Annotated in this window: 20 protein-coding genes and 1 other annotated feature; of the genes, 17 read left to right on the forward strand and 3 right to left on the reverse strand. The window is 34.7% G+C overall.

Annotated elements, in window-relative coordinates:
* The first annotated feature begins 159 nt into the window (after positions 1 to 159).
* The 3 genes from JJJ02_RS10015 (at position 160) to JJJ02_RS10025 (ending at position 2,770) form a co-directional block, all read left to right on the forward strand.
* A complete protein-coding gene (locus JJJ02_RS10015; protein WP_240838802.1) occupies positions 160 to 1,191 on the forward strand; it encodes a threonine aldolase family protein in 1,032 nt (343 codons plus the stop codon).
* 10 nt (positions 1,192 to 1,201) lie between these two features.
* The gene (locus JJJ02_RS10020) at positions 1,202 to 1,804 is read left to right on the forward strand and encodes a class I SAM-dependent methyltransferase (RefSeq protein ID WP_240838804.1); all 603 of its coding nucleotides are present in this window, start codon (positions 1,202 to 1,204) and stop codon (positions 1,802 to 1,804) included.
* A gap of 105 nt (positions 1,805 to 1,909) precedes the next feature.
* Positions 1,910 to 2,770 (forward strand): prephenate dehydrogenase, encoded by an 861-nt coding sequence (locus JJJ02_RS10025; protein WP_240838806.1) that lies wholly within the window; start codon positions 1,910 to 1,912, stop codon positions 2,768 to 2,770.
* A 3-nt stretch (positions 2,771 to 2,773) separates the two neighbouring features.
* Here JJJ02_RS10025 and JJJ02_RS10030 read toward each other — a convergent pair whose 3' ends face one another.
* Positions 2,774 to 3,100 carry an SdpI family protein gene (locus tag JJJ02_RS10030; protein ID WP_240838808.1) on the reverse strand — a complete coding sequence of 109 codons (327 nt, stop codon included), beginning with the start codon at positions 3,098 to 3,100 and terminating at the stop codon, positions 2,774 to 2,776.
* 94 nt (positions 3,101 to 3,194) lie between these two features.
* Positions 3,195 to 3,412 (forward strand) — a binding site (T-box leader).
* Between the two features lie 49 nt (positions 3,413 to 3,461).
* On the opposite strand from JJJ02_RS10030, the gene argS reads away from it, so the two are divergent.
* Together argS and JJJ02_RS10040 are read left to right on the forward strand one after the other, a co-directional pair.
* Complete coding sequence (gene argS / locus JJJ02_RS10035; RefSeq protein WP_240838810.1) at positions 3,462 to 5,135, forward strand: arginine--tRNA ligase; 1,674 nt, start codon at positions 3,462 to 3,464, stop codon at positions 5,133 to 5,135.
* A 109-nt stretch (positions 5,136 to 5,244) separates the two neighbouring features.
* Positions 5,245 to 5,607, forward strand: a complete 363-nt coding sequence (locus JJJ02_RS10040; protein WP_111717279.1) for a YbaN family protein — start codon at positions 5,245 to 5,247, stop codon at positions 5,605 to 5,607.
* 34 nt (positions 5,608 to 5,641) lie between these two features.
* On the opposite strand, the gene JJJ02_RS10045 is transcribed toward JJJ02_RS10040, so the two are convergent.
* Positions 5,642 to 6,652: a LacI family DNA-binding transcriptional regulator gene (locus tag JJJ02_RS10045; protein WP_111717281.1), complete on the reverse strand. Its 1,011-nt coding sequence runs from the start codon at positions 6,650 to 6,652 to the stop codon at positions 5,642 to 5,644.
* A 195-nt stretch (positions 6,653 to 6,847) separates the two neighbouring features.
* On the opposite strand from JJJ02_RS10045, the gene JJJ02_RS10050 reads away from it, so the two are divergent.
* The 9 genes from JJJ02_RS10050 to JJJ02_RS10090 all read left to right on the forward strand — a co-directional run bounded on the left by JJJ02_RS10050 (position 6,848) and on the right by JJJ02_RS10090 (position 16,617).
* Positions 6,848 to 9,019, forward strand: coding sequence for a PTS transporter subunit IIBC (locus JJJ02_RS10050; protein ID WP_240838812.1), 2,172 nt, complete (start codon positions 6,848 to 6,850; stop codon positions 9,017 to 9,019).
* Between the two features lie 51 nt (positions 9,020 to 9,070).
* Positions 9,071 to 9,889: an endonuclease/exonuclease/phosphatase family protein gene (locus JJJ02_RS10055; protein WP_240838814.1), complete on the forward strand. Its 819-nt coding sequence runs from the start codon at positions 9,071 to 9,073 to the stop codon at positions 9,887 to 9,889.
* A gap of 86 nt (positions 9,890 to 9,975) precedes the next feature.
* Positions 9,976 to 10,338 (forward strand): cytochrome b5 domain-containing protein, encoded by a 363-nt coding sequence (locus JJJ02_RS10060; protein WP_240838816.1) that lies wholly within the window; start codon positions 9,976 to 9,978, stop codon positions 10,336 to 10,338.
* A 148-nt stretch (positions 10,339 to 10,486) separates the two neighbouring features.
* A complete protein-coding gene (locus JJJ02_RS10065) occupies positions 10,487 to 11,014 on the forward strand; it encodes a sigma-70 family RNA polymerase sigma factor (RefSeq protein WP_240838818.1) in 528 nt (175 codons plus the stop codon).
* Positions 11,011 to 12,033, forward strand: a complete 1,023-nt coding sequence (locus tag JJJ02_RS10070; RefSeq protein ID WP_240838820.1) for a hypothetical protein — start codon at positions 11,011 to 11,013, stop codon at positions 12,031 to 12,033. The genes JJJ02_RS10065 and JJJ02_RS10070 overlap by 4 nt, the downstream gene beginning before the upstream one ends.
* A 197-nt stretch (positions 12,034 to 12,230) precedes the next feature.
* Entirely contained in the window at positions 12,231 to 12,905 is a 675-nt protein-coding gene (locus JJJ02_RS10075; RefSeq protein ID WP_240838821.1) for a response regulator transcription factor, read from the forward strand.
* Positions 12,902 to 13,783 carry a sensor histidine kinase gene (locus JJJ02_RS10080; protein ID WP_240838823.1) on the forward strand — a complete coding sequence of 294 codons (882 nt, stop codon included), beginning with the start codon at positions 12,902 to 12,904 and terminating at the stop codon, positions 13,781 to 13,783. The genes JJJ02_RS10075 and JJJ02_RS10080 overlap by 4 nt, the downstream gene beginning before the upstream one ends.
* Before the next feature lie 112 nt (positions 13,784 to 13,895).
* Positions 13,896 to 14,645, forward strand: a complete 750-nt coding sequence (locus JJJ02_RS10085; protein WP_240838825.1) for an ABC transporter ATP-binding protein — start codon at positions 13,896 to 13,898, stop codon at positions 14,643 to 14,645.
* A gap of 1 nt (position 14,646) precedes the next feature.
* Entirely contained in the window at positions 14,647 to 16,617 is a 1,971-nt protein-coding gene (locus JJJ02_RS10090) for an FtsX-like permease family protein (RefSeq protein WP_240838827.1), read from the forward strand.
* A 257-nt stretch (positions 16,618 to 16,874) separates the two neighbouring features.
* Here the strand turns inward: JJJ02_RS10090 and JJJ02_RS10095 are convergent, their stop codons facing one another.
* Complete coding sequence (locus tag JJJ02_RS10095) at positions 16,875 to 17,414, reverse strand: hypothetical protein (protein WP_111717296.1); 540 nt, start codon at positions 17,412 to 17,414, stop codon at positions 16,875 to 16,877.
* 278 nt (positions 17,415 to 17,692) lie between these two features.
* On the opposite strand from JJJ02_RS10095, the gene ppdK reads away from it, so the two are divergent.
* From ppdK to JJJ02_RS10110, 3 genes are all read left to right on the forward strand, one after another.
* Entirely contained in the window at positions 17,693 to 20,311 is a 2,619-nt protein-coding gene (gene ppdK / locus JJJ02_RS10100; RefSeq protein WP_239241967.1) for a pyruvate, phosphate dikinase, read from the forward strand.
* Between the two features lie 13 nt (positions 20,312 to 20,324).
* Positions 20,325 to 21,149, forward strand: coding sequence for a pyruvate, water dikinase regulatory protein (locus JJJ02_RS10105; protein WP_111717300.1), 825 nt, complete (start codon positions 20,325 to 20,327; stop codon positions 21,147 to 21,149).
* Positions 21,150 to 21,287: 138 nt separating this feature from the next.
* The gene (locus tag JJJ02_RS10110) at positions 21,288 to 22,604 is read left to right on the forward strand and encodes an APC family permease (protein WP_239241966.1); all 1,317 of its coding nucleotides are present in this window, start codon (positions 21,288 to 21,290) and stop codon (positions 22,602 to 22,604) included.
* Positions 22,605 to 22,621 lie beyond the last annotated feature (17 nt).

Raw genomic sequence — 22,621 nt, forward strand, 5'->3', positions numbered from 1 at the left:
TATAGCAGTATTTAAAGACAATAATTAAAGATTCCGCTAAAATTAAGTAATAATAGCGGAATCTGTTCGAAGATACTAAAGATACCGCTAAAACGTGTGAGTAATAGCGGTATCGAGCTATAAAAGATTAAGATACCGCTAAAACTAAGGAGAGATAACATGATTCGATTTGATAATGATTATTCAACTGGTGGACACCCGTTAATTCTAGAACGTTTAGTCTTAACAAATGATGAGCAGCACCCGGGTTATGGTGTCGATGACCACTGCACGCGCGCAGCTGAATTAATAAAAGAACGATGTAGTGGAGATGTTGATGTTCACTTCTTAGTTGGTGGCACACAAACAAACAAGACAGTGATTGCATCAATGCTACGTCCTCATCAGGCTGTCATTGCAGCCGATTCAGGGCATATCGCAGTTCACGAAACAGGTGCAATCGAAGCAACGGGTCATAAAGTTATTACAATTCCGGGTATCGATGGGAAGTTACGTTTAGAAGATGTAGAAAATTATGTTGAAGATTATTGGAATGATGTGACATTCGAACATATTCCGCAACCGAAGATGGTCTATATCTCGCAACCGACGGAATTTGGGACATTATATTCTAAGCAGGAATTAACAGATCTTTATAACTTCTGTATACAAAAGAATATGTACTTGATGGTTGATGGAGCACGTTTAGGCTATGCATTAGCGGCTAAAGAAAATGATGTAACGATTAAAGATCTATCTGAACTCAGTGATGTATTCTATATCGGTGGCACTAAAGTAGGCGCACTATTTGGAGAAGCAGTAGTGTTTACTAATGATGCATTAAAATCTGATTTTAGATATTTCATTAAACAAAACGGTGGAATGCTTGCAAAAGGTAGATTGCTCGGTATTCAATATGAGGTACTCTTTGAAGACAACTTGTATGAAGCAATTTCAAAACATGCCGTTGAACTTGCCGATAAATTGACGAAAGCATTTGAAGAAAAGGGTATACAAATGAAATATCCATCACCTACGAATCAAAGATTTCCAATATTAACGAAAGCGCAGATTGAAACACTTCGTGAGAAATATACATTTGCTGATTGGGAGAAAATTGATAACAATTTGTTTGCAGTACGCTTCTGTACGAGCTGGTCAACAAAGCGTGAAGATGTGGATACATTAATTCAAGATATTAAAGCACTTTAAGGAGGAACTTATGAATCATTGGGATGATAAGTTTAAAGATGACACATATCTATATGGTGAGGAAGCGAATCAATTTGTTAAAGAACAATTTCAAGATAAAGGTAAAGGATCAATTGCATGTTTTGCTGAAGGTGAAGGGCGTAATGCAGTATATTTAGCGCAATTAGGATATGATGTTGCTACATTTGATTATTCTAAGGAAGGTTTAAAGAAGACAGAAAAATTAGCAGAGAAGTTTAATGTACATGTGGAAACTAACTTAAAGGATCTTACAGTTGAAGAAGCCGTAGATAAAGCGCAATTTGACAATGCTGTAATGATCTTTGGTCACGTTGAAGAAGATAAACAACAAGTATTATTTAATAATATGATTCAGTCCGTTAAAGCTGAAGGAAAAATATACTGTGAATTATACGCAAAAGCTCAGATTGATTATGGCACAGGTGGACCAAAAGATATTTCTATGTTGTATGATTTAAGAGACGTTAAAAAATATTGTGAATCTAACGATGTTAATATTATCGAACTCGCTGAAAAAGAAGTTATACGACACGAAGGTGATAAACATAATGGAAAATGTCGTGTTATTCAAGGTATATTGGAAAAACAATAATGAAATTGCATTACTCAAAATGGGTAATGCAATTTTTATTTATCTTTTGCTTTATATGATATTTACTGCTACGATTTTAATCATTAAAACAATCGAGGTGTATTTATGAACATTGCTATTATTGGATTGGGTGTAATCGGTGGGACTTTCGCCAAAGCAATTCGTGCAAGCTATGGACAAAAGCATCGTATAATGGCAATCGATGTAAATCATGAGACTTTGAATATGGCGATAGCTGATGGGGTCATTGATGTTGGTGAAACGAGTAATCAGTCCATCCTGAGTGAAGCTGATCTGGTTATTTTTGCGATATACCCTAATATGATAAAGGATTTTATTCTTTATCATCGAGATAATTTCAAAGATGGCGCAACGTTAACAGATACTGCTGGCGTAAAGTCGGTGGTGATGAAAGATGTGGAAGAAATACTACCTCATAATGTTTCTTTTATTTTCGGTCATCCAATGGCGGGCCGAGAAAAGAAAGGATATGCATACGCAGATGCTAGTGTATTTCAAGACGCAAACTATGTCATCACGAAGTCAGATTTGAATTCAAATCAAGAGTTAGAAGCATTTAAACAATTTTTATATCCGCTCGGTTTTAAACGTATCACAGTTACAGATGCTGTGATGCATGATGAGATGATTGCACATACGAGTCAGTTAACGCATGCAATTGCCGTGTCGTTAATCAACAGTGATGATAGATTGGATGAAACGATAAAATTTATCGGTGATAGTTATCGTGATCTTACGCGTATTGCTAATATGAATGAATCTCTCTGGCCGGAATTATTTAGCCATAATAAAGAAGCTTTATTAGATAATATGGAGCGTTTTGAAGATGCATTTACTACTTTGAAAGAAGCGATTAAAAATGATGACTTGAAGGTGATGGAGAGCATTTTCAAAGCATCAAGTCATCGCAGAATTCGCTTGGAACAAAGTGATATGAAGAAGTGAATATCATAACTTTTTTAGTCTATTTTCAGTTTTGAGGTAAACGATAATAACTGTAATCAGTAATAAAATAATAGATGCAATTGAACTTTGCTCTTCATAGCCTATAGTTATTTCAATCAAGAGTTGAATAATGCCGATGATGAGTAAGATTGGGCACAGTTTTTGGATAAGTTTTGTAGAATATTCCTGCGCCACTTGCCAATGTCTTTCACTTTGTAGAGACCTTGGTGTACGGTAGCCGGCAAAGTAGTTTGGTTTATCGGTAAGGATTGTTTTATAGAGAAGCGTGTCAATAATATATAATGCGATAGCCATAATAATTGTAATCATATTAGCACCTCCGTTTTCTTGATGATAACAGTTTATAAAATTTATTTCTATTTTCTTTTTATTATAATCATGCTATTATATTAAATAATTTAATAACAATTTGTATACACGAAGAGAGTAATATTGATTTGTTCATAAGTAGCGAGCTATAGAAGGTGGAAGTATAGCATGATAATTGATATGAAGCGCACTTCGTAAATGATATGTTGAACTTATAGTAGGGATATCCGGTGGAAACATCGTTAACAATCATTGAGTATGTCTGTTGACATGAACAAGAGTGGTACCGTGAATCTAGCATTCGCCTCTTTTTTTAGAGGTGGATGCTTTTTTATTTTATAAATTTTTAGGAGGAGAATAGATGAAGCATTTATTAGCTAATATTTTAAGAAAAGAAATTGAAGTATTGAGTGAAACTGAAATATTAAAGTTGATTGAATATCCGAAGCATGAGCATCAAGGAGATTTATCATTCCCATGTTTTACGTTAAGTAAGCATCTGAAGAAGAGTCCAATAGTTATTGCACAGGAAATAAGCGAGCGTTTGAATGATGAACAAATTGATAAAGTTGAAGTTGTGAATGGTTATTTAAATGTATATTTTAATAAACAAACACTAGGAACAAATGTTATTCAGGAAGTATTGCGTGATAAAGAAAGCTTTGGTGCTCAAAATATTGGTCAAGGCAAAGTGATAACGATGGATATTTCTTCACCGAATATCGCCAAACCTTTCTCGATGGGGCATTTAAGATCAACTGTTATCGGTAATGCTATAGCTAATATTACAGAGAAATTAGGTTTTAAACCGGTAAGAATAAATCACCTTGGAGACTGGGGAACGCAGTTTGGTAAATTGATTGTAGCTTATAAAAAGTGGGGGAATGAAGCTGACGTTAAAGCAAACCCAATACCTGAATTATTCAAGCTATATGTTAAATTTCATGATGAAGCAGAACATGACGAAGCTTTAAATGAAGCGGGAAGAACAGCATTTCTAAAACTAGAGCAAGGTGAAGCTGAGCATGTAAGACTCTGGACATGGTTCAGAGAAGTTTCGCTACAATCGTTTAATGAGATATATGCGCGTCTTGGCGTTTCTTTTGATTCGTACAATGGAGAAGCATTTTACAATGACAAGATGGATGCTGTTGTAGAAAAATTGGAAGCATTAAACTTACTCGTTGAAGATCAAGGTGCTGAAATAGTAAGGCTCGATGATATGCCGCCAGCGCTTATTAAGAAAAATAATGGCTCAACTTTGTATATTACAAGAGATTTAGCAACAGCAATCTACAGAAAAGAAACGTATGATTTCTATGAGTCATATTATTTTGTAGGTAATGAACAGTCACTTCATTTTAAACAATTGATATCCGTGTTAAAGATGATGGGTTACACGTGGGCGGAAAATATGGAGCACATATCGTTTGGTATGATCTTAAAAGATGGCAAAAAGATGTCTACCAGAAAAGGGAAAGTTATCTTTTTAGAGGAAGTGCTGGATGAAGCGGTGAATATGGCAAAACAAAATATAATCGCGAAATCAAATGAGATTGAAGACATTGATAAAGTAGCTGAACAAATCGGTATTGGTGCTGTAATATTTAATGACCTGAAATACGATCGTCAAAATGATATTGAATTTGATTTAGAAGATATGTTAAAAGCAGAAGGCAATACGTGCTTATATCTTCAATATACAAACGCCAGAATTCATGCCATTATTAGAAAAAGTGGACTGGAAACAAGTCACATTAAAGTGAATGAAATAGATGATACGGCATGGGATATCGCTAAAGATTTAATGATGTTTGAAGAAGTCATCTATAATGCATATGTGAAGCAATCTCCTGCAGAAATAGCGAAGTATTTACTGCAACTTGCACGTCACTTCAATAGTTATTATGCGAATGTAAGAATAATAGATGACGTTGCAATGATTAAGGATAGAATAGCTTTATTATTAGCAGTCTCTATCGTAATAGAAGAAGGATTAAGTTTGCTAGGTATTGAAACACCAAGAGCACTTTAATATATTTATAGCGTTGAATGAAACTTCACTAAAATGATATATCCTCATCAAACATTTCATCAAGAATTTTAGTATAATGTGGATATTATCATATTTAGGAGGATATCTCTTGAGGTTATTATTATTATCCGTTGGAGTTATTTCGACCATCCTCGGATTTGTTGGTACATTTTTACCGCTCTTACCAACGACACCATTCTTATTGCTCGCAGTCTTCTGTTTTGCGAGAAGTTCAGATAAGTTTCATAATTGGTTAGTGCGAACAAAAATTTATAAATCTTACGTTCAGGAGTTTTATGAACGTGGTGGCTATACATTGAAGAAAAAGTTTCAGTTATTATTAAGCGTCGTTATTGTTGTAGGGATTTCGATTTATTTAGTGGATAATATTTATGTAAAAATTGGACTTAGTGTAATGCTGTTGATGCAGGCAATTGTTTTGTTTACGGTAATAAAGACGTTAGATGAATAAAAGCTTATGACAAATTTGTCATAAGCTTATTTTTTTACTTTAAGTTAATAACAGTTTCACGTTCGATTAATTCATGAGGCACAACAATCTTAGTGTTAGAAATGTCTTCTCCATTCAAATGTTTAATAAGCATTTTGACTGATTCGTGACCGAGTTTTGCGGTATCGATATCAATGGTAGTTAAGTATGGGTGTGTTAATGTCGAGAGTATCGAGTTATTAAAGCTGATAACAGAAAGATTATCAGGCACTTTATAGCCGTACATTTGTACAAGCTGCATAACACGTAGTGCAAATATATCGTCAAGCACCACGATAGCAGTTGCTTTTGTTCGGATCAAAGTATCTTCAAAGTCAGCATAATCTGTATGTTCTATAATTGGAATACTATCAAATACTTTGAGTTGATTGAGCATCATTGCCTTCTGATAGCCAAAATATCTTTCGAAATAAATACCTTCTTTAATCGTATTAGTAACAAAAAGAATATTGCGATGACCATTTTCAATCAAATGTTCTGTAGCATGTTGGCCAAGTAACTGATTGTCATTGTCAATATAACTAATTATATTATGCTGTGTATAAGGCTGCCCAATGAGTGTAAATGCAATTTGCTTTTCAAGCAAGTATTTTATTACGGGATCACCTTGGTGAGCATATGCTAATATGAAACCACCAACTTGCTTTTGCTTGTGCATCACTTTAACATCTTCTAATAAATCTTCTAAGTTCTTAGCTATAGCCACCGCAGTAGTCATATTATTTCTTCTTGCTTCATCATTAATAGCTTCGATTATTTCTAAGAAGAATGGATTGGCCATTCGTTCTTTTGAATTGAGTGGAGGTAGGATAATTCCTATTGCATTTGAAGTTTGCTTCCCTAAGTTTCTGGCAGCGATATTTGGAACATAGCCCATTTCCTGCATCACTTTCTGAACTTTTCTTCGAGTAGCTTCAGAAATAGAAGGATGATTATTAACAACACGTGAAACTGTTGATGTAGCGACACCAGCTTGTTGTGCAACATCTTTAACTGTAATGGCCATAATAATCCTCCGTAAGTCTTTTTCTTAATAATATATGCAACCGATTGCATTGTCAATGATGGTTTTTCCACAAAATTTCATAGCATTTATGCAAATAAAGTATATTATTTTATGAATTACTGTTTACAAAACAAATTTCTGATGATATATTTATCTCAAGTAATGCAACCGATTGCATAAAAAGGAGAAAAAATTATGAAACAGTTATTAAGCTTTGAATTTTGGCAAAAGTTCGGTAAAGCACTGATGGTTGTTGTAGCAGTAATGCCAGCAGCAGGTCTTATGATTAGTATTGGAAAATCGATCCCATTAATTAGCCCAGACATGCAAATGTTAATCACGATTGGTGGTGTCATTGAAAGTATTGGTTGGGCGATTATCGGAAACTTACATCTTCTCTTTGCGTTAGCTATTGGGGGAAGTTGGGCAAAAGAAAGAGCAGGCGGTGCGTTTGCAGCAGGTATCGCATTCGTATTGATTAACCGTATTACAGGGGCAGTATTTGGTGTTAACAGTGCAATGCTTGCAGATGATAAAGCATTCACGCATACATTATTCGGCACAAAGATTATGGTTAAAGGTTTCTTTACAAGTGTATTAGAATCACCGGCATTAAACATGGGGGTATTCGTTGGTATCATCGCAGGTTTCGTTGGTGCGAATGCATATAATAAATACTATAATTATAGAAAGTTACCTGACGCATTATCATTCTTTAATGGTAAACGCTTCGTACCATTCGTTGTTATTCTTTGGTCAACTATCGTTGCATTAATTCTTGCTATCGTATGGCCATACATTCAAGCAGGTATTAACAACTTTGGTTTATGGATTGCTACAAGTAAAGATACAGCACCAATCTTAGCACCATTTTTATTTGGATTCTTAGAGCGTTTATTATTACCATTCGGTCTTCACCATATGTTAACGATTCCGATTAACTATACACAACTAGGTGGAACTTACGAAATATTATCAGGTTCACAAGCAGGTACAAAGGTATTCGGACAAGATCCACTTTGGTTAGCTTGGGCAACAGACTTAGTGAACCTAAGTCACGCTGGAGATACAAGCCAATATAATCAAGTATTAAACGACTTTACACCAGCACGTTTCAAAGTAGGACAAATGATTGGTTCAACAGGTATTTTAATGGGTCTTGCACTTGCAATGTACCGTAACGTTGATAAAGATAAATTACCAAAATACAAATCAATGTATTTCTCAGCAGCATTAGCAGTATTCTTAACAGGAGTTACTGAGCCGTTAGAATTCATGTTCATGTTTGTAGCAGTACCTTTATATGTTGTTTATGCATTCATTCAAGGTGCAGCATTTGCGATGGCAGACATTATTAATTTACGTGTACACTCATTCGGTACAATTGAATTATTAACAAGAACACCACTTGCGATTAAAGCAGGATTAGGTGGAGATTTAATCAACTTTGTATTAACGACAATCGGATTTGCAGTAGTAACTTACTTCTTAGCAAACTTCTTAATTAAGAAGTTCAACTTCGCAACACCTGGACGTAACGGAAATTATGAAGCAGACATGGCAGAAGAAACAGGAACATCAAATGTTCAAGCGGATGATCAAGTTGTACAAATTATTCATTTACTAGGTGGTAAAGCAAATATTAAAGATGTTGATGCATGTATGACACGTTTACGTGTAAGTGTAAATGATAAAGGATTAGTAGGTAATGAAGCAGCTTGGAAAAAGGCTGGTGCGATGGGATTAATCGTTAAGGATAACGGCGTTCAAGCAGTTTATGGTCCAAAAGCGGATGTATTAAAATCAGATATCGAAGATTTATTACAATCTGGTGCTGATATTCCAACGCCAAAGCAAACTGTTGTAGAACCAACTGTATTAGATAACACAGATACTAAAGGATTTACTGGTACTACGAAAAACTTATATTCAGTAGCAGATGGTGAAGTTATCAGTATTGATCAAGTCAATGATCCAGTATTCTCACAAAAAATGATGGGTGAAGGATTTGCAGTGAAACCAGCTGACGAAACAGTTGTAGCACCAGTTGATGGTGAAATCGTAAGCATCTTCCCAACAAAACACGCAATTGGTATTAAAACAACAGATGGAATTGAAGTACTTGTACACATGGGTATTGAAACAGTAAGTATGACTAAACCAGCATCACGTGTAGTAGTGAACGATGGACAAAAAGTTAAAGTAGGCGATACGTTAGCGATTATGGATATCGAAGCAGTTCAATCTGAAGGTAAAGATACTACGATTATTGTAGTCATTACGAACAGTGAACGCGTTGAATCGTTAACATTAGATAAATCAGGTCAAGTAGCGAAAGCTGAAAAAATCGGTTACATTGAAATATAATAAAGGGGTAGCTTCGGCTGCCTTTTTATTTTGACTAGAGGAGAGTGTATGATGAAGTTACTGACATTAAATACACATAGTTGGTTAGAGGACCATCAGGAAGAAAAGATAGATCAAATTGTTACACAAATTATAAAAATGGATTATGACATCATCGCGTTACAAGAAGTGAATCAGTTGATAGAAAATACAAATGAAATTAAAGATAGTTATTATTGCCCAGGTAATGATGGAATTCAAATAAAGGATGATAATTTTGCATATATTATTGTTCAGAAGCTTAGGGCACAAGGGTATGACTATTACTTTAGCTACGCGATGAGTCATATCGGTTATGATAAATATGAAGAAGGCAGTGCGATACTATCAAAACAACCAATCAAACCATATTCAGAATTTGTTTCAATAGATCGATCTCCTGATAACTATCGTTCAAGAAAAATATTATTTGGTGAAACTCAAGTGAACAGGAAATCAATTGTTGTGGCAAGTTGTCATTTCTCTTGGTGGATAAATAATCTGGATGGATTTAGTTATGAATGGATGAATACAAAGCGTATATTAGAACAATATAATCAACCATTGATTGTTATGGGTGACTTTAATAACCCGGAAGGTACAGAAGGCTATGACTTCGTATTAGACAACAGTGATTTACTAGATACGTATACAAAAGCTGAAGTTAAATACGGCCATCATACAATTGAGAAGAATATCGCAGGATGGGAGAACAATGGCGGAAAGTTACGCATTGATTTCATTTTAGCGAGCAATGAATTTAAAGTGCAATCGAGTAAGACAGTATTTGATGGTGTGAATGCACCGATTGTTAGTGACCACTTTGGCGTTGAAGTTGAAATCACAGAATAGTCATATATTCTCTATATTTAAAGTTGTTTGCAGGTAGGAATTGCAATATGCTTTAAGTATAGAGATTTTTTATGAGGAGGATGATGATGAAAAAATTAATGTTAATCACAGGTGCAATCTTAGTTGCAGTATTTATGGGATTTGCTTTATTTATGAATCAAGGTGACGGAGAAGATAAGTTGAAACGTGACTTTACGCCGGCTGAAGAGAAGATAATGAAAGACAACGTTTATGATGCAGAAAAGTTGAAAGCTTTTGACGGTAAAGACGGACATAAATCTTATGTCGCTGTTGATGGTGTTGTGTATGATGTCAGTGACGTTGAAATGTGGAAAGGCGGAAAGCATAACGGTTTAGAAGCAGGTAAAGATTTAACAGAGGGATTCAAATCATCACCTCATAGTGGAGGATTCCTAAAAGAACTTAAAGTTGTAGGATCTTATAAGTAAGTGCGTAACACCTCTGATGAGGTGTTTTTTTGGTTTGCTGAAATTGAGTGGCACGATAATTTTGAATATCGTGCCAAATTTTTTTTGTATTCAATGATAGAATTTAATCAACACGTACGAATATATAAGTAGTACTGGAGGGAGAGACATGAACGAGTGTGATTTAAAGATTATTCAATTGATTCAATCACATGATGAACAAGGGATTCAATTATTGTTACAGCAATATGGTGGATTGATGAAATCAATTTGTAAGAAAAATTTATATCATTTTGACAGTCATTTAGATGAATGTATCAATGATTGTTTATTTGGAATTTGGAATAACATCCATCAATTTGATGCGAGTAAAAACTCATTTAAGAACTGGATATGCGTCATTGCAAAGTATCAATCAATAGATATGTTACGCAAATATCAAAAAGACAAAGCAACTGAGACGTTGGAAAATAATATAGTGTATTTAGACCAGGGATTAAAGTTACATGAACAAGCATGGTTTGATTTGATCAAAGATTTATCAGAAGTAGATCAACAAATATTGACGATGATTTATTTAGAAGGTTATAAGCCTGAAGAAGTAGCTGCAATGTTGGGACAAAAGACGAGTAATATTTACAATAGAGTATCTCGTGCTAAGACAAAGCTGAAATTTGCAAAGGAGGATTCACAATGAACAATATATATAGAAAACTCAATGATATTCAATTTGATGAAGTGATTGAAGAAGAAACAATGACAGAGGTTGAACAACAACAATACTTTAATCAGTTCAAAATGAAAAATAAACAAAAACAGCCTTCAAAGATGAAGAAAAGAACGATTCAAATTTCAGCAGCAGCTATGTTACTGGCTGGAGGTTTACCATTTATGAATCATGATATTCAAGCAAATGCTGTTAAAATGATTGAGAACATCACGTATTCATTTAAAGATATAATCACACCACAAGCTGAGAAATACGCAACGCATATTAACGAAACAATTAGCATAAGCAAAGCTGACGTGAAACTAACAGATGTATTTATTAATGATAAATATTTGACGTATAATTTGTTAGTTGATGCTAAAGGTAAAGACAATGCCCTTCATATTGCAGACCCATTATCCGTAAAAATTAATGGTAGAGAAATGATGGAAGGACTTTCTGGAAGTAGTGAATATTTAAAAGAAAAGAAAGTGCATAGTGATATTGGTATCATTCATCTGCGAGAAATACCACCCCAAGGGAAGTTAAATGTTGAAATGACTTTTGGTAGTTATGAGGGAAATGGTAAAAACTTTGGATATAAATTTAACGTAAATCCATCCGAATTAAATAAAAAAGTTAAATCAAAAATGATGAACGAGACGGTTTTAGTGGGGAAAGAAAAAGTAGATGTTCAACAGGTATCGATTAATCCATTATCAGCACACATCAAGTTATCTTCTAGTAATGAATTTAACTATGATATTAATTTATATGATGAGAATGGTAAAAAATACTACTTTAATTTAATTTCTAGACATGAGGAAAGTGGTGAATATCAATCTACATTGGTATTTAATCAAGATATTGATTCTACGGGTAAAATTGATGATTTATATAAAGCGAAGTCTTTGGATTTTGAAATAATCGATAATGGTAAGACGCATAATGGGCAGAATAATGTAAAAAATAAAACAAATAAAAAAGCATTACATGTTGAATTCTAAAGTAGTAACACCTCAGTGATGAGGTGTTTTTTGTTATGAAGTTTTGGGCGGTTCTATTTAGGAATCGTCCTGAATTATTATATTTGGGGCGATTCAAACAAGGAACCGGCCCAAAATAATACGTCATCATCCTAAATCCTCAACCTAAACACCACATTTATGTCATAATAATAAAAAACAACGGTGGTGGTGAGATGATGAAGGTTTTGATTGTAGAGGATGATTTGGTCATCGGGAAGATGCTCGCTGAGGAACTGAAGAAATGGCAGTTAGAATCTATCTTAATAGAAGATTTTAATCATGTGATGGATGTCTTTAACGCAAATGCACCAGAACTTGTGCTACTCGATATTAATTTACCAGCATTCAATGGCTATCACTGGTGTCAGGAGATTCGTAAAGTTTCTACTGTTCCAATAATTTTCATTAGTTCTCGTAATGATAGTATGGATCAAGTGATGGCGATGCAGATGGGTGCGGATGATTTCATTGAAAAGCCGTTTAATATGACGGTCACGGTTACTAAGATTCAAGCGCTATTACGCAGAACATATGATTTTACTACTCAAGTAAATAATTTAACTGTAAGTGAGTGTGAACTTCTACTAGAATCGGCAAAACTCAAATATAATGATGAAACTATTGACCTCACACACACAGAACTTCAAATCATACATGCTTTATTCCAGAATAAAGGGAAGTTTGTCAGCCGTAATACATTAATCGAAAAGTGTTGGGAGTCAGAGCATTTCATTGATGATAATACTCTTGCAGTGAATATGACGCGATTACGCAAAAAGCTTCAAAAGATTGACCTTCATGATTTTATTGAAACGAAGAAAAATGTCGGATACCGCGTAGGTGATGTATGAGTTTCTTTAAAACGATTCAACGTGAAATTTATATTGTTGTTTTAGTATGCACATTATTCTTATTTATTTTATGGATGTATGATGTACCATTTCAAGCGTATCTTTTAAGTGTATGTATCGTATTATTTATTTCATTGCTATATTGGATAATTCAATATATGAACTTTAAAAAAGAGCGAACCCTATTTGAAGAAAATGAACTGTTAAAGCAGGAAAATCATAAGCTGCGCAATGATTTTATCAACTATCAAAGTGAAGTAGAGTCGTATTTCTTGATGTGGGTGCATCAAATAAAGACACCGATTACGGCATCGAAACTATTACTTGAAGATCCGGATGAACAAGTGATATCTCAAGTTCGTAATGAAGTGCTGCAAATTGATAACTATACCAATCTTGCACTCAACTATTTGAAACTAATGAACCAGAAGACGGACATGGTATTTATGGAAGTGAGTATCGATGAACTTGTTCGTCCTCTTATCAAACGTTATGCCATTCAGTTTATTCATTATCAAACAAAGTTGCATTACGACAAGAGTGAAGCCTTAATCTTAACAGATGCAAAGTGGGTTTCTATCATGATAGAGCAAATTTTAAACAATGCTTTAAAATATGCGCGTGGAAAAGAAGTATGGATTACGTTTGATGAAACGACAAAGACATTATCCGTCCGAGACAACGGTATCGGCATTAATGCGAGTGATTTACCGAAAATATTTGAGAAAGGTTTCTCTGGATACAACGGTAGGTTGAGTGAGAAATCGAGTGGGATTGGTTTATATATTGTCAGCACAATCTCTAAGCGATTAGGTCATAAAATTAATGTTATATCTACAATAAACGAAGGTTCGACATTCACGATTCAATTTAAATAACTCCAATCTTTCATTTTTGTAAGATTAACGGCTGTCTTTGTAAGAATAAATAAAGGCAGCCGTTTCAATTAGCACGTAAGATAAAGGTAACAACAAACAAGGAGTGAACGTAATGTTACTTAGTATAAAAAATGTTAAAAAAGTATTCGGTAGAGGTGCCAATCAAACAGTTGCTTTAAAAGATATGAATTTCTCAATTAATGAAGGTGAGTTCGTTGCAATAATGGGCGAGTCAGGTTCTGGGAAATCGACATTGTTAAATATCATCGCAACATTCGATACACCAACTGAAGGATCTGTAACAATCGGTGGACAAGATTTAAGTATGCTAAAGAATAAAGAAGTTGCAAAGTTTCGTCGTGATATGTTAGGCTTCGTGTTCCAGGATTTCAATGTATTACATACGATGAGTAATAAAGATAATATTTTAATGCCATTAGTACTTTCTAATATGAAACCTAACGTCATGGAAGAAAGATTATCACGCCTTGCACCAAAGCTTGGTATTTTAGAACATCTGGAAAAGTTCCCGAATCAAATTTCTGGTGGTCAACAACAGCGTGTAGCAATTGCCAGAGCATTAATTTCAAATCCTAGTTTATTGCTGGCTGATGAACCAACAGGCGCATTAGATTCTAAAACTTCAACAGATATTATGAATTTATTCCAGGATATTAATAAAGACAATCAAACGATTCTTATGGTTACACATTCTACGATTGATGCAGCGTATGCAAGTCGTGTCGTATTTATTAAAGACGGTATTTTATATCATGAAATATATCGAGGAGATGAAACACAAAACGAATTCCAAAAACGCATTTCTGACAGTCTATCAATGCTATCAGAAAGAGGTGAGTAGGATGATGCAATTATTATTCAAGCTAGTAATGAAGAACTTTAAAGCATTAAGACAAATATTTATACCATTTTTATTAGCAACAAGCGTTATGATGGGATTACAGTATATTATGCTGTCGATGATAAATAATGATTATATCCAAAAGCGGCATGCTGACTTACCGCAGTTGCTTGTCTATTCAAACATCCTGGTTGGTTTATTAACGGTTGTGTTTATCATTTATGCGAATCGCTTCGTTATGAAACAACGTCGACAGGAGTTCGCATTAAATATGATACTTGGGTTAGAAAAGCGTCATATAAGATTGATGTTATGGTTCGAAGCAATCATACAATTTGTAGTTATCAGTGTTATTAGTATCATTGGTGGTTATTTATTTGGAAACCTGATCTTCCTGATGTTAAATAAATTAGTTAAGACAAAAGGAATGTCACTGATGAACTATCCATTTGATTTCAAAGCAGCAGCTATTACGCTATTCATCATGGCAATCACTTTTTGTATATTGTTTATAATAAATAACATTACACTTACGATGCAAAGTCCAACACAATTAATGCGCACTCGACTTGCTGGTGAGAGGGCAACGCCGAAATGGAAGCTTGCAGTGCTGTTCATCATCGGGATTTCTACTTTAGGTTATGGTTATTATTTAGCACTGGATGTAAAAGGTGTACTAGATTCTCTTCAATCTATATTTTTTGCGGTACTACTTGTAGGTGTTGGAACATATTGTTTATTCATGTCGTTAACTATAATTGTGTTGCAGTTGTTGAAAAGAAATAAGAATATTTATTATAAGCCTAATCAATTTTTTTCGATTTCTGGATTATTATCGCGTATGAAATCTAATGCGGTAGGACTTGCTAGTATTACAATGCTTATGACGTTTTTAATGGTGACGCTCGGGATGTCACTTTCTGCATATCGTGGTATTGAAGCACAAGTTGCAGGTAGTATGACTCAACAATACGAAATTAATTTATATGGGGATCAGAAAAAACAAGTTAAAAATATCCAGGAAGATATCAGTAAAATTGCTGACGTTGATAAATTTAGGTATAGTGAACTGTCATTCTTCCCAATTATTAAAGATGGCCATAAATTAGTACCGATAAATGATCAGGTTGGACTTAAGTTAAAAGGTAAAGATATGACGTATGTTGTACTTACAACTGAAAAAGACCATAATATTGCACGAGACGAGCAAGTTTCAGTAAAAGACGGTGAAATCATTGTCAGTACAAACGCAGATAGATTTACTCATGATAAGACGTTAAAGATAATGGGTAAAGAGGTAAAAGTACAGATAGAGACTAAAAATTATATCGGCAATCAAGTTGCTATTGATGCGATGTATATTATTGTTAAAGATAAAGCTCAATTTGATGCATACAGAAGTTATTTTAAATCATTGAATAATCAAACAAACAAAATAGAAGTTCCAGAAGCGAGTGGAACACTTGGATTTAACGTGGATGCACATGAAACAGCTTTAAAGAAAGCTATTCCAAAGCTTCAGAAGAAATATGGCATACGTATTGAAAATAAAGAAGATGTTCAAAAAACAATTTACGAGTTAAATGGAGGATTAATCTTTATCGGTATCGTCGTATCAATTACATTACTTACAGGAGTGTTCTTAGTGCTATACTATAAACAACTATCAGAAGGGTATGAGGATAAACGCAACTACAATATTATGCAAAAAGTAGGATTACCACAAGAATTGATTAAGAAGACGATTAACAAACAGATTATCTGGATTTTCGGTTTACCGATTATTATTACTGTTATTCATACGCTGTTTGCGACGAAAATTATATTTAATTTACTTGGTGTATTAGGTATTCGTGATAAAGCGATGTTCTTTTCATGTTATGGTATTGTAATGCTCGTAATTATGGTCGTTTACGGTATCATGTATCTGATTACATCGAGAACATATTATAAAATTGTTAATGAGAAATAAAAATTGGGGCGATTCTGAGGAAGAACCGTGCCAAACAAAGCGAAATGGCTCGATTCCAAAGAAGAACCGTGCCAAACAAAGCGAAATGGCCCGATTCCAAAGAAGAACCGTGCCAAACAAAGCAAAATGGCCCGATTCCAAGGAAGAACCGTGCCAAACAAAGCGAAATGGCCCGATTCCAAGGAAGAACCGTGCCAAACAAAGCAAAATGGCCCGATTCCACTAAAGAATCGGGCCATTTTAACTATCTTAAATTTCTACTCAAACGTCTTCACAAATGCTTCAATATTTTCAGCTTTTTCCCACGCATCCACGTTCATTGGATCGATATGAATAATCGGCCCACCTTCAGTCGTGATGTATTCACCTTGTTCAGTGCCTAATCCATCAACGAATACTGTCTTACCGTGCAATGTGTAGTAATCTTTCAATTCATCTTTCATCTTGTTACGTACAGCGATGTATTCTTCAACATCACTATTTTCGTACATGTAACCTTCGATTAAAGTGTAGCCTGGAACAATACCTTCATGGTCTTTAATTGTTGCAACGTATGACCAGTCAATAACGATAGTGTGATCACCAGAGAATGAGTGACGCGTTAATGGATAAACACTTCCACGCCATTCGATTTCTGCATAATCCGGAATATTCTTATATTCCATCGTATATTCTTTCTCAGATTCATACGCTGTAATGAATGGTACAACTGCTAACCATTCTTTAATCTCTTCAACTGTGTCGAACATTCCTACGATGTGATGTTTTTTACCATCAATAAACTCTAGTTGATACATATGAATCTCCCCTTAAAAAAGTTTTCTTAAAGATAAACTTTAAGTTACTTCGATTATAATAAAGCGTTTTCATTTCTGCTACTGAATGGTAAAACTTTTTCAACTTTTTTCTGACAAGTTCACAATACCTTCATATTTAAACAGATATTTCTAAAAAAATTTATTAAATTGTCTTTTTATGATTGTCATAAAAGTTTTAATGTGACATACTAATTAACATAATAGTATAACCTAATGGGTTAATTGGTATAACACAAAAAATGATGAGGTGACTAAATTTGAGTAAATTTGTATATGCATTTGAAGAAGGAAGTCAAAATATGAAAGACTTGTTAGGTGGTAAAGGCGCAAACCTTTCAGAAATGATGCGTCTAGGTTTACCTGTTCCTAACGGATTTACAATCACGACTGAAGCTTGTATCGAATATTTAGATCGTGGTGAACAATTATCAGACGAAGTACTTACACAATTAGATGAGAAGTTAAAAGAACTAGAAGATAAAACAAATAAAGCTTTCTCTTCAGATGAAAATTTACTATTAGTATCAGTACGTAGTGGTGCGAAAATCTCTATGCCAGGTATGATGGATACGATTTTAAATTTAGGATTAAATGATGAAAATGTTGAAAAATTAGCTGCAAAGACAGAAGATGCACGTTTTGCGTATGATTGTTATCGTCGTTTGCTACAAATGTTTGGTAGTGTTGTATACAATATTCCGATGCCAGCATTTGAAGAGTACTTTGAAGACTTCAAAAAAGTTAAAGGGCATGCAACTGATGCTGATGTACCCGCTGAAGATTTGAAAGAGATTGTTGAACAATATAAAGAAATCTATATCGAAGAAGCACATAAACCGTTCCCGCAAGATCCAAAGAAACAGTTAACTGAAGCGATAGAAGCGGTATTTAAATCATGGAACAATGATCGTGCACGTATTTATCGTGATTTAAACGAAATTCCTCATGATATCGGAACAGCTGTAAATGTTCAGGAAATGGTATTTGGTAATAGTGGTGATCGTTCTGGTACAGGTGTTGCATTTACACGTAACCCGGCGACAGGTGAACATAAATTATATGGTGAATACTTATTGAATGCGCAAGGTGAAGACGTTGTAGCAGGTATTCGTACGCCGAAAGCAATCGAAACTTTAAATGAACAAATGCCGCATGCATATGAAGAGTTCGTGAATGTAACGAAGAAATTAGAAAGTCATTACAAAGATATGCAGGATATCGAGTTTACGATTGAAAATGAAAAGTTATTTATCTTACAAACGCGTAACGGGAAACGTACTGCAAAAGCTGCGATCAACATTGCTGTAGATATGGTAAATGAAGGTGTCATTTCGAAAGAAGATGCTGTTGCAATGGTAGATGTTAAATCAATTGATCAATTGTTACATCCTAACTTTAATGAAGAAGCATTAAAATCTGCTGAATTAGTATCAGACAAAGGTTTACCAGCTTCTCCAGGTGCTGCAACAGGTGTTATCGTCTTCTCGGCATTAGATGCAAAAGCGAAAGCTGAAGCAGGTGAAAAGGTTATATTAGTTCGTCCTGAAACTTCTCCAGAGGATATTGAAGGTATGATTGCTGCTGAAGCGATTGTAACGACACATGGTGGTATGACGAGTCATGCTGCGGTAGTAGCACGTGGTATGGGTAAATGTTGTGTGACGGGATGTTCTGATCTTGAAATTAATACGAAAGAAAAGTACGTAAAATATGCCGGTAAAACTTTATCTGAAGGTGATGTTATCTCAGTTAATGGTTCAACAGGAGCAGTATATATTGGTGAAATTGAAACGACGAAAGCGGAAGCAAGTGATGTCTTTGAAGAATTTATGGGCTGGGCAGAAGAAATCGCACGTTTATCTGTACGTATGAATGCAGAAACTGAAGGTGATATTAAATCAGGTTATTCATTTAACGCAAAAGGTATCGGTTTGGTACGTACTGAGCATATGTTCTTTGGTGAAGAACGATTAATTGAAATGAGACGTTTCATCTTAGCATCTACTTACGAAGAACGTGTAGAAGCATTAAATAAAATCAAAGTTTATCAAACAGAAGATTTCGAAGGTATCTTTAATTTATCTCAGGATCGTCCGTCAATCGTACGTTTATTAGATCCGCCATTACATGAATTCTTACCGAAAGGTGGAGAAGAAGTTAAAGCAGTGGCCGACCAGTTAGGCGTTACGACAGATTTCTTAGAAAAGCGTATCAGTGAATTACATGAATTTAACCCGATGCTTGGTCACCGAGGCTGTCGTTTAGCGATTACTTATCCTGAATTATATGAAATGCAGACGGAAGCAATCATTACAGCTGTGTTGAATTTAAAAGAAAAAGGTATTGAAACAAAGCCTGAAATTATGATTCCTTTAGTTTCAACTACACAAGAATTTGTCATCTTAAAAGATGTTGTTAAGAAAAAAGCACAGGAAATCATGGATGCAAAAGGTGTACAAGTTGACTACCTAATTGGTACAATGATTGAAACACCACGTGCATGTCTAGTTGCAGGAGAACTTGCTCAGCACTCTGAATTCTTTAGTTTTGGTACAAACGATTTAGCTCAATTAACTTATGGTTTCTCTCGTGATGATGCCGGTAAATTCATCAACGAATACATTAACCGTGAAATTCTTAATGTCGATCCGTTCCAAACATTAGACGTTGAAGGTATGGGACAACTTATTAAGATTGCAGTTGAAAGCGCAAAATCAGCAAACCCAGCCATTAAGATTGGTGTTTGCGGTGAGTTAGGTGGAGATCCTAAATCAATTCATTTCTTTAATGATTTAGCAATTGATTATGTCTCATGTTCACCATTCCGTGTACCAGGTGCTATTTTAGCGACTGCGCAAAGCCAGGTGAAAAAATAGTAGGAGGTACATTTTGAGTAAATATGAAACAAAAGATTTATTAATCTATATCATTTCAGACTCAATCGGTGAAACCGCTGATAGAATGCTTCATGCAACGTTATCTCAATTTCCGAAACTAACATCTGTAAGTGTGAAGAAATTTTCATTCATCAAAGATGAAGAAGAGTTTAAGAACATTTTAGAACTGGCAAAACAAAAAGAAGCAGTCGTAGTTACAACGCTTGTAAACCCTGAATTTAATCGTCTGGGACAAGCATTTGCCAAAGAAACTGGACTTTCATATATCGATTACATGACAGGCTTGATCAGAGTCATACAAAATCATACTGATATGGAACCGGTCGGTGAAAGTGGCGCACTGAGAAAGATGGATGAAGAATACTTTAAGCGTATTGAAGCGATTGAGTACTCAGTGAAATATGACGATGGTAAAAACTTTCATAATTTAGCAGAAGCAGACGCTGTTATTGTTGGTGTTTCAAGAACTTCAAAGACACCGTTAAGTATGTATCTAGCAAATAAAGGGTTTAAAGTTGCGAACATTCCTTTAGTGCCTGAATCACCTATTCCTGAAGAAGTATATCAACAAAAGAACTTAAAGGTATTTGGACTGACTGCAAGTCCGAACTATATTATGAATATACGTACAGAACGTATTAAAGTTTTAGGACTTTCAGGACCAGGACAATATAATGATTTGAAACGTATTAAAGAAGAATTGAGCTATGCTGAAGAAGTATTCAATCGATTAAATGCTACTGTTATTAATACAGAGTATAAGTCGATAGAAGAGTCGGCATTCTATATTGAACAACATTTAAGGAAACGTAAATAATAATATCCAGGATTGAGACGGAATTTGTCTCAATCTTTTTTGTTTTAAAGTAAGATATATTGAAAATTAATTTATCAAAACACCATACGAGAATGACAGTTTTATGATATTATGGTTGAGGATTAAAAGGAGGTAATTATGGAAAAGGGAATGAACAAAGGTATAGGATTTTTTTCAGCTTTAGCACTTGTAATGGGGACTGTTATTGGTTCAGGTGTATTCTTTAAAATATCTAACATAACAGAAGTAACAGGAACACCAGGTATGACGTTGTTTGTATGGCTATTAGGTGGTTTGATCACGATATGTGCCGGACTGACAGTAGCGGAACTTGCAGCAGCAATTCCGAGAAATGGTGGACTGACGACATATATTGAATATACGTATGGTAAGTTTTTTGGATTTTTAGCAGGCTGGGCACAAAGTTTTATTTACTTTCCGGCAATGATTGCAGCACAATCGATTGTATTTTCACAGCAAATTGATAATTTATTTCATATTGGAAAGATATGGCTATTTCCGGTAGCAGTTATCGCAATGGTTTCAATATTATTGATTAACTGTCTGGGCTCGAAGGCTGGTGGGATATTGCAATCAGTCACTTTAGTTGTAAAGCTTATTCCGATTATCGCTATCGTCGTGTTTGGTTTAATGCAGACTGGCGATGTTCAGGTATCATTAATACCTACGACAGGTGATACAGGCATTAATTTCTTTGTAGCCCTTGGTGCTGGATTGCTTGCGACAATGTTTGCTTATGATGGATGGATTCATGTCGGTAATATTGCCGGGGAAATGAAAAATCCGAAAAGAGATTTACCATTAGCAATCACATTAGGTTTAGGTCTAGTTACAATTATTTATTTACTGGTAAACGCAACATTTTTATTTACATCACCAATTGCTGAACTGAAAGGTAATTTAAACGCAGCAACTGATACAGCGGTAATCTTGTTTGGCCAGTCTGGTGGAAAATTAATTACCATCGGAATAATGGTATCCGTGTATGGTGCATTAAATGGTTATACGATGACAGGAATGCGTGTACCAGAAGCGATGGCGAAACAAAATTTATTACCGTTTAAAAATGTATTCACGAAACTTACAAAAAGTGGTGCGCCATGGATGAGTGGTTTGATTCAGGTCGTTATTGCGATTATTATGGTTTCTCTTGGTGCTTTCGATTCAATCACAAATATGCTTGTATTTGTAATCTGGGCATTTTACTGTATGGCATTTTATGCGGTATTTGTATTACGTAAGAAAGAAAAAGAACTCGTTCGTCCTTATAAAGTGCCGTTGTATCCAATCATCCCTATGATTGCTTTACTGGCAGGACTGTTCGTTATGCTTAATACTCTATTTACGCAATTTGGGTTAGCATTAACAGGGACTATCATCACACTTTTAGGAATACCCATCTATCTTTATCAGATGAAAAAAGAACAATATTAAAAAGCTCTCGAATGAGA

The sequence above is a fragment of the Macrococcus sp. PK genome (assembly GCF_022501545.1).
Lineage (GTDB): Bacteria > Bacillota > Bacilli > Staphylococcales > Staphylococcaceae > Macrococcoides > Macrococcoides epidermidis.

Coding starts and splice junctions, on each gene's coding strand:
- JJJ02_RS10095 (WP_111717296.1), bottom strand. CDS start 17,414: ATGTATCAACTAGAGTTTATTGATGGTAAAAAACATCACATCGTAGGA.
- JJJ02_RS10110 (WP_239241966.1), top strand. CDS start 21,288: ATGGAAAAGGGAATGAACAAAGGTATAGGATTTTTTTCAGCTTTAGCA.
- JJJ02_RS10025 (WP_240838806.1), top strand. CDS start 1,910: ATGAACATTGCTATTATTGGATTGGGTGTAATCGGTGGGACTTTCGCC.
- JJJ02_RS10085 (WP_240838825.1), top strand. CDS start 13,896: ATGTTACTTAGTATAAAAAATGTTAAAAAAGTATTCGGTAGAGGTGCC.
- JJJ02_RS10075 (WP_240838821.1), top strand. CDS start 12,231: ATGAAGGTTTTGATTGTAGAGGATGATTTGGTCATCGGGAAGATGCTC.
- JJJ02_RS10070 (WP_240838820.1), top strand. CDS start 11,011: ATGAACAATATATATAGAAAACTCAATGATATTCAATTTGATGAAGTG.
- JJJ02_RS10055 (WP_240838814.1), top strand. CDS start 9,071: ATGAAGTTACTGACATTAAATACACATAGTTGGTTAGAGGACCATCAG.
- JJJ02_RS10090 (WP_240838827.1), top strand. CDS start 14,647: ATGATGCAATTATTATTCAAGCTAGTAATGAAGAACTTTAAAGCATTA.
- JJJ02_RS10020 (WP_240838804.1), top strand. CDS start 1,202: ATGAATCATTGGGATGATAAGTTTAAAGATGACACATATCTATATGGT.
- JJJ02_RS10015 (WP_240838802.1), top strand. CDS start 160: ATGATTCGATTTGATAATGATTATTCAACTGGTGGACACCCGTTAATT.
- argS (WP_240838810.1), top strand. CDS start 3,462: ATGAAGCATTTATTAGCTAATATTTTAAGAAAAGAAATTGAAGTATTG.
- JJJ02_RS10030 (WP_240838808.1), bottom strand. CDS start 3,100: ATGATTACAATTATTATGGCTATCGCATTATATATTATTGACACGCTT.
- JJJ02_RS10060 (WP_240838816.1), top strand. CDS start 9,976: ATGAAAAAATTAATGTTAATCACAGGTGCAATCTTAGTTGCAGTATTT.
- JJJ02_RS10065 (WP_240838818.1), top strand. CDS start 10,487: ATGAACGAGTGTGATTTAAAGATTATTCAATTGATTCAATCACATGAT.
- JJJ02_RS10045 (WP_111717281.1), bottom strand. CDS start 6,652: ATGGCCATTACAGTTAAAGATGTTGCACAACAAGCTGGTGTCGCTACA.
- JJJ02_RS10050 (WP_240838812.1), top strand. CDS start 6,848: ATGAAACAGTTATTAAGCTTTGAATTTTGGCAAAAGTTCGGTAAAGCA.
- JJJ02_RS10080 (WP_240838823.1), top strand. CDS start 12,902: ATGAGTTTCTTTAAAACGATTCAACGTGAAATTTATATTGTTGTTTTA.